This window comes from Caballeronia glathei, assembly GCF_000698595.1.
In the GTDB taxonomy this organism is placed as follows: Bacteria; Pseudomonadota; Gammaproteobacteria; order Burkholderiales; family Burkholderiaceae; genus Caballeronia; species Caballeronia glathei.
In genome coordinates this window covers 21,984-29,614 of record NZ_JFHC01000083.1, presented here as the reverse complement: position 1 = coordinate 29,614, position 7,631 = coordinate 21,984, and the positions used below count along the sequence as shown (strand labels likewise).

General features: G+C 66.9%; 5 protein-coding genes. 1 reads left to right on the top strand and 4 read right to left on the bottom strand.

Annotation, left to right across the window (positions count from 1 at the left end; genetic code table 11):
- Positions 1–411: 411 nt before the first annotated feature.
- The 3 genes from BG61_RS32920 to BG61_RS32910 are packed head-to-tail and all read right to left on the bottom strand — an operon-like array spanning position 412 to position 5,069.
- Positions 412–1,371: a dimethyl sulfoxide reductase anchor subunit family protein gene (locus tag BG61_RS32920; RefSeq protein WP_035935747.1), complete on the bottom strand. Its 960-nt coding sequence runs from the start codon at positions 1,369–1,371 to the stop codon at positions 412–414.
- A 31-nt stretch (positions 1,372–1,402) separates the two neighbouring features.
- A complete protein-coding gene (locus BG61_RS32915; protein WP_035935750.1) occupies positions 1,403–2,134 on the bottom strand; it encodes a 4Fe-4S dicluster domain-containing protein in 732 nt (243 codons plus the stop codon).
- A 13-nt stretch (positions 2,135–2,147) separates the two neighbouring features.
- Complete coding sequence (locus tag BG61_RS32910) at positions 2,148–5,069, bottom strand: molybdopterin oxidoreductase family protein (protein ID WP_035935753.1); 2,922 nt, start codon at positions 5,067–5,069, stop codon at positions 2,148–2,150.
- 189 nt (positions 5,070–5,258) lie between these two features.
- Between BG61_RS32910 and BG61_RS32905 the strand changes: the two genes are divergently transcribed.
- A complete protein-coding gene (locus tag BG61_RS32905) occupies positions 5,259–6,182 on the top strand; it encodes an NAD(P)-dependent oxidoreductase (RefSeq protein ID WP_035935813.1) in 924 nt (307 codons plus the stop codon).
- Positions 6,183–6,217: 35 nt separating this feature from the next.
- Here BG61_RS32905 and BG61_RS32900 read toward each other — a convergent pair whose 3' ends face one another.
- A complete protein-coding gene (locus tag BG61_RS32900) occupies positions 6,218–7,609 on the bottom strand; it encodes an MFS transporter (RefSeq protein ID WP_035935815.1) in 1,392 nt (463 codons plus the stop codon).
- Between the last annotated feature and the right edge of the window lie 22 nt (positions 7,610–7,631).

Sequence of the window (7,631 nt, the reverse complement as noted above, 5' to 3'; positions counted from 1 at the left end):
CGACCGAGATCATGTAGCCCGGACCCGCGAATGCCAGAAAGCGCCGCAGCCAGAGACCGCCCGCAGGCACGTGTATCGACGAATAGACTTCCGGCAGACTCGGCCGGGCGTCCTCTTCGGGCCCCGAAAATCGCCAGGCGGGCCGCGGCACGGCGGAGTTTCGAACGTCACGCATCGGAACGGGTCTCCCACGCACGCAGGGGTTGGTCTGCACGCAATATGCGCCGGGCGTTCGGAAGATTCAAGCGACAATCTTCATACCGACGGCCGCGCATACGCCGCACGGGGGAGACGGGGTGCGGCAGCGCCGCGGCGTCGCAAATGCGACGCCGCGGCGAGCGAAATTGACTGCGAACGCCAGACGGCGTCCGCCATTTGCTCGTTTAAGGCCGCTATCGCGTGGCCGGCCCGCTACGCGGCTCGCGCGTAATACAGGTTTTGCGGATGCCGCGCTTCCGCGAAGAAGAACCAGCGTTCCGCGACGAGCCCCGCATATTGCAACACGCAGGCGGCGCAGAAGAGCGCAATCGACACGCCCACCGACGACGTGCTCGCCCCGAGCACCATCAGCACGAAAGGCACGCCGAACGCCACGACGAGGAACGTCCATTTCACGCGCTGCAAGGTGCGCGGCGTCTGTCCGTGAAAGAACTCGCGCAGGTTGAACGCGCCGGCGGTGAAGCCGCGCGACTTCTGCACGACGTTCGGCCCCTTGATGCCGGTCGCGCTCTGCACCGTCGACTTCGGCCGCAGGCGTGCGTTGCGCGCAAGCGATGCGACGCGGCTCGCGCATCCCGCGATGGTCAGCACGCACGCGCAGATGGCAAGCCCGCCGGCCTGCGCCGGGGCGAGCCACGCCGCGCAAGCGGTGGCGATGGTAAAACCCGACGCGCAGCCGAGCAGCACGAAGTTGACCATGGTGAGCGGCGTCGCCCATTCCTGCAGGAAGCGCAGGCAGGCGTAGATCATCGCCGTGCAGACGAAGAGCGCGCCGCTCGCAACCACGCCGAGCGCGCCGATCACGAGGGAATACGGCGAAGCGAACCAGTGCGCGACGCCATACGCCGCCGCGCAGGCCAGAAACACGGGCAGGCACAGGCATTCACGCGAGAGCCACGACGTGCGCCACATCGCGATCGCGCGCCATGCCCGCTCCGGATGCCCGAGGTGAAAGAACGAAGCGACGAGCCCCAGCACGCCAAGGACGACCGCCAGCGCCGCGCCGGCAACGAAGAAGATCGGCGGCGGTGCCGCGGTTGCGGCGACCAGGCCGAGCCGCGCGGCAAGCTCCACGCCGAACAGCGCGATCATCAGGCCCTGTGCCGCGCCGGAAAGCGTCGTGAGAAACACGACAGAAAACGCAGGCTTCATGTTGCTGCTCCCTCAATCTTGATGAAACCGGTCAGACGCGCACCGCCATCGACGCGAGATGCACCTCGCCGCGTTCGAGCTGCGCATCGGTCGACATGTCCTCCGCGCGTTGCGGCCCGCACGAGCACGACGCGCTTGCGCACGACGTGACCGGCTGGCGCGGCAGATAGTGGTTCGCGGGCTTCGTTTCCCACTCCGGCATCAGCTGGTAGCCGCCGCGCTCGCGGATCGCCTTCGAAACGACCGATTCGGGGTCGTGGATATCGCCGAAAAGCCGGGCCGACGTCGGGCAGGCCAGCACGCACGCGGGCTTGCGGTCGCGTTCGGACAGCGCCTCGTTGTGGATGCGATCCGCGCACAGCGTGCACTTGGTCATTTCCTTGCGCTCTTCGTCGAGCTCGCGCGCGCCGTAGGGACACGCCCACGCGCAATACTTGCAGCCGATGCACTTGTCGAAATCCACCAGCACGAGCCCGTCTTCCTTGCGCTTGTAGCTCGCGCCGGTCGGACAGACGGGCACGCACGGCGGGTCCTCGCAGTGCAGGCACGACTTCGGAAAGTGGATGGTGTCGGCGAGCGGAAACTCGCCCGCCTCGAACGTCTGCACGCGATTGAAGAAGGTGCCGGACGGATCGGCGTCATAGGGACGCAGATCGGCGAGACTGCCGGCCTCCCCCGACGTGTTCCACTCCTTGCAGCTCGTCACGCAGGCGTGGCATCCCACGCAGACGTTCAGGTCGATCACGAGCGCCATCTGGGTCATTTGTCGCTCCTCGTCAATTGCGTTTCACGGTGTTGCGAAGGCGCGCGGCGAATTCGCCCCGCCCGGCAAAATACGTCTGCACGACGCGCTGGATCACGCCTGTCATGCCCGGCACCGCCTGCATCGGCGCGAACTGCGGGAGCGTGTGGTCCGCGTCGGCTTCGGCCGGATAGACGCGCACGCGCACGTCGTACCAGGCGGCCTGTCCCGTCACGGGGTCCGAGTTCGAGAAGCGGGCTTCAGCCGGTGTCGCGCCCGGCAGCTCGTCGGTGATCAGGTGATTGAGCAGGAAGCCGCGCTGCGATTCGTTCGCGTCCGGGCCGAGGTTCCACGCGCCCGACGCCTTGCCGATTGCGTTCCAGGTCCACACGGTGCCTGGCTCGACCGCCTCGCTGAAGCGCGCCATGCAGCGGACCTTGCCCCACTGCGATTCGACATAGATCCAGCCGCCGTCCTCGATGCCGTTCTCGCGCGCCATCAGCGGATTCATGAAGAGATAGTTCTCGCCGTGAATCTGCCGCAGCCACGCGTTCTGCGAGTCCCACGAGTGGTACATCGCCATCGGCCGCTGCGTGACCGCCGCGAGCGGATAGCGCGCGAGGTCCGTGGAGTCGCGCTCGAGCGGCGGATACCAGAACGGCAGCGGGTCGAAATACCGCTCGACGCGCGCGCGCAAGTGATCCGGCGGCTGCCGGCCCTTCGTGCGCCCTTGCGCCGCGAGCCGGAATTTCTGCATTACGTCCGAGTACAGCTGGATCAGGATCGGCTCGTGGAACTTGCGAAAGCCCTTTTCGACCGCCCAGTCGAGGTACGGCCCGTTGCAATTGCGCATGTACTGCAGCGTTTCGGGCAGCGTGTAATGGAACACGCAGTTGTTCTTCGCGTACTGCTCCCACTGGTTGGGATTCGGTTCGCCGACGAGCGCCTTGTCGCCGTCCTTGCCGCGCCAGCCGATCAGGAAGCCGACACCCGAACCCGGCGCGGTCTGATGATTGACGATGAACTCGGGATAGTCGCGGTACTTGCGCGTGCCCTCGGGCGTCGTGAAGGCGGGCAGCTTCAGGCGGCCCGCCAGTTCGATCAGCACTTCCTGGAACGGCTTGCACTCGCCCGTGGGCGGCACGACAGGCACGCGCACCGAATCCACCGGGCCGTCGAACTCCGAGATCGGGCGATCGAGCATCGACATCACGTCGTGCCTTTCCAGATACGTCGTATCGGGCAGGATCAGGTCGGCGAACGCCGTCATCTCCGACTGGAACGCGTCGCACACTACGATGAACGGAATCTTGTACTCGCCGTTGTCGTGCCTGTCGGCGAGCATCTTGCGCACTTCGACCGTGTTCATCGACGAATTCCACGCCATGTTCGCCATGAAGATCATCAGCGTGTCGATGGGATACGGGTCGCCGCGCCACGCGTTCGTAATGACGCTGTGCATCACGCCGTGGACCGCGAGCGGGTACTCCCACGAGAACGCCTTGTCGATGCGCACGGGCCCGCCCGCATCGTCGATGAAGAGGTCCTCCGGCGCCGCGGGCCAGCCGAGTGGCCCGGTGGCGAGCGGCGTATTCGGCTTCACCGCGTCGGGGTGATTCGGCGGTTTCGCCGACGGCGGCACGGCACGCGGAAACGGCGACTTGTGCCGGAATCCGCCCGGCCGGTCGATCGTGCCCATCAGCGACATCAGCACCGCGAGCGCACGGATCGACTGGAAGCCGTTCGAATGCGCGGCGAGTCCGCGCATCGCGTGAAAGGCGACGGGGTTGCCGGTCACGGTGTCGTGCGTCTTGCCCCAGGCGTCGGTCCAGGAGATCGGCAACGTGATCTTGTGATCGCGGCTCACCTGCGCCATCTCGGCCGCGAGCCGGCGGATCGTGGCCGCGGGAATGCCGGTGATCCCGGCGGCCCACTCCGGCGTGCAGTCCGCCACGCGCTCGCGCAGCAGCGCAAACGACGGGGTCACCGGCGTGCCGTCATCGAGCGTGTAGCGGCCGTCGAGCGCGGGATCGGCGCCCGCCGCGTGATGGGGAACCGCGCGACGGGTCGCGCGATCCCACCACATGTGGTTCTGCGGAAAGAGCGGATTGCCCTCGGACGCCTCGGGATCGCGCACGAACAGGCCGAACGTCTCGCTCGCCTCGTTCATGTCGAGCAGCTCGGCGGCGTTCGTATAGCGCGTGACGAACTCGTGATCGTAGCTATCGTTCGCGATCATTTCATGGATGAACGCCATGAAGAGCGCGCCATCGGTGCCCGGGCGGATCGGCACCCATTCGTCGGCGATCGCGGCGTAGCCCGTGCGGATCGGATTGATCGCGATGAAGCGGCCGCCCGCGCGCTTGAACTTCGAAAGGGCGATCTTGAGCGGATTCGAATGATGATCCTCCGCCGTGCCGATCATGAAGAAAAGCTTCGCGCGGTCGAGGTCCGGTCCGCCGAACTCCCAGAACGAGCCGCCGATCGTGTAGATCATGCCGGCCGCCATGTTGGACGAGCAGAAGCCGCCGTGCGCCGCGTAGTTGGGCGTGCCGAACTGCTTGGCGAAAAGGCCGGTGAGCGCCTGCATCTGGTCGCGGCCGGTGAAGAGCGCGAACTTCTTCGGGTCGGTGGCGCGCAGATGCGCGAGCCGCTTTTCGAGCGTGTCGAACGCGACTTCCCACGACACCGGCTCGAACTGCGCCGCGCCGCGCTCGGCGTCCCGCTTGCGCATCAGCGGCTGCGTGAGGCGCGCGGGCGAATACTGCTTCATGATCCCCGAGGCGCCTTTCGCGCAGATGACGCCCTGATTCAGCGGATGGTTCGGGTTGCCGTCGATGTAGCGCACTTCGCCGTCGCGCAGATGCACGCGTATGCCGCAGCGGCACGCGCACATGTAGCACGTCGTCGTCTTCATATCGAGCTTCTCGTCCTGCGTACGAGCGCCGTGTTCCATGTCAGCCTCCTCGGGGCGTTGCGCCGCACCTGCAACGCACACGCGACCACGTCATCATCGATCGTAGGAGTGATACATACAGAAGTAAAATCGCTATTTCGGATCGCCTTTATCGGCGCGCCCGATGGTTAACGCCCCGGCCCGCCTGATATTCCACCCTGCCAACCTTGCTTGTCGAAAGGAGCGCTCGTGACACAATCTTTCACTTCACCGTCCGGTGCCGCCGTGCGGCGCGTTGCATTTCTCGGCCTGGGCGTCATGGGCTACCCGATGGCGGGCCATCTCGCGCGGGCCGGGCTGGACGTGACCGTGTACAACCGCACGTTTGCGAAGGCCGAACAGTGGGTCGCGCAATACGGCGGACGCGCCGCGCGCACGCCGCGCGAGGCAGCCGGCGGCGCCGGTCTCGTGCTCGCCTGCGTGGGCAACGACGACGACCTGCGCAGCATCGTCCTCGGCGAGCATGGCGCATTCGAAGGCATGGAGAAAGGTACGCCTTTCGTGGACCATACGACGGCATCGGCGAACGTCGCGCGCGAGCTCGCGCAGATCGCGGCCGGGCGCGGCCTTGCCTTCATGGACGCGCCGGTGTCCGGCGGCGAGTCGGGCGCGCAGAACGGCAAGCTGACGATCATGTGCGGCGGCGCGGCGGACGTGTTCGAGCGCGTGCGGCCGGTGCTCGGCCACTATGCGGCGGCCGTCACGCGCATCGGCGAGGCAGGCGCGGGCCAGCTCGCGAAGATGGTCAATCAGATCTGCGTCGCGGGGATGGTGCAGGCGCTGTCGGAGGCGATCAACTTCGGGCAGCTCGCGGGCCTCGACATGCCGCTCGTGCTCGACGTGATCGGCAAGGGCGCGGCGGCAAGCTGGCAGATGGACAACCGCGGCAAGACCATGGTCGACGGCAAGTTCGACTACGGCTTCGCCGTCGACTGGATGCGCAAGGACCTGGGCATCTGCATCGACGAGGCGAAGCGCATCGGCGCGGCGCTGCCGGTGACGGCGCTCGTCGACCAGTTCTACGGCGACGTGCAGACGCTCGGCGGCAACCGCTTCGACACATCGAGCCTCGTCTGGCGGCTGCGCAAGCTGCGCGCGGACTCGGACGGCTGAGACCGCGCGCGCTTTTCATCGCGCCCCGGCGCTGCTCACTTGCGCCAGCGCAGCGGCCGGCGCAGGTGATGCCGCTCCATGCGCACCGGCTGCCCCGCATGCGAGAACGCGGGCATCGCGCCGAGCGGCGCCTCCTCCTCCTGCCGCGCGAGCTCGCGCTCCTCGTCGGCTTCCACGGTCTTCGACGTATCGATGAAGAGCGCCGCGACCACGCCCACCGCGAGCAGGCACGCGGAAATCGTAAACGGCACGTTGTAGCTGCCGGTCGTCTGGATGAGGTAGCCGAACACCACCGGCGACACCATGCCCGCCACGCCGAAACCCGTATTCATCATGCCGCCCGCGGTGCCCGCATACTTGCCCGCGATGTCGAGCGGCAGCGTCCACAGCACCGGGTTCGTGATCTCGAGGAAGAAGAACGACGCCGACAGGAACAGCACGGCCATCAGCGGGTCGGTGGCGGACACCATCGGCAGCAGGAACGCGAGCGAGCCGCCCATGCCGACGACCAGCACCGAACAGCGTGCAAGCCGCAGACGGCCGGTCGCCTTGAAGATCCTGTCGGAGACCACACCGCCGAGCGTGTCGCCGATCACCCCCGCGAGCAGCGGCAGCGCGGTGAAGAGCGCGAGCTGCTTCAGGTCGAAGCCGCGCGACTCCTTCAGGTACGAAGGCAGCCACGTCAGATAGACCCACAGCAGCCAGCCATAGCAGAAGTCGACGAACGTCACGAGCCACATGCGGCGCACGAGCTTGCGCCACGGCGTGACCGCGTGCTTCGCGCGTTCGCAGTCCCCCGCGCGGTAGCCGATCTCCGCCGTTTCCTCCGGCGTGATGCGCCGGTGCTGCTCCGGCGAATTGGTGAAGAAGCACAGGTACAGCACGGTCCAGGCGAGGCTCGCCACGCCGAGCAGCAGGAACGCGTCGCGCCAGCCGCCCACCGCGACCACCGCCAGCACGAGCGGCGGCGTCACGGCGCCGCCGAGCCGCGCGAAGCTGTGCGTGATGCCCTGCGCAAAGCCGCGTTCGGCCACCGGCATCCAGTACGTGAAGGCGCGCGTGGCCGTCGGAAACGCACCGCCCTCGCCGATGCCGAGCAGAAAGCGCATCGCGACGAGCATCGTCACGCTGCCCGCGAAGCCCGTCGCGAGCGTCGCCACGCCCCAGATGATCGACAGCACGGTGAGGACGATCTTCGGGCCGTACTTGTCGGCGAGCCACCCGCCGATGATCTGCATCACCGCATACGGATACGCGAACGCCGAAAACACCAGCCCGAGCTGCGCCGACGTGAGGCCCATCTCCTGGCGGATGAGCGGTCCGGCCACAGCGATGTTCACGCGATCGATGTACGAGATGAAATACATCAGGCACATGACCGCGAGGATGATATGGCGCGTCTTCACGCGCCGCGTGTGCTTTTCCATGCTGTCTCCTGTCTCATTCTGT

Coding starts and splice junctions, on each gene's coding strand:
- BG61_RS32915 (WP_035935750.1), bottom strand. CDS start 2,134: ATGACCCAGATGGCGCTCGTGATCGACCTGAACGTCTGCGTGGGATGC.
- BG61_RS32910 (WP_035935753.1), bottom strand. CDS start 5,069: ATGGAACACGGCGCTCGTACGCAGGACGAGAAGCTCGATATGAAGACG.
- BG61_RS32900 (WP_035935815.1), bottom strand. CDS start 7,609: ATGGAAAAGCACACGCGGCGCGTGAAGACGCGCCATATCATCCTCGCG.
- BG61_RS32920 (WP_035935747.1), bottom strand. CDS start 1,371: ATGAAGCCTGCGTTTTCTGTCGTGTTTCTCACGACGCTTTCCGGCGCG.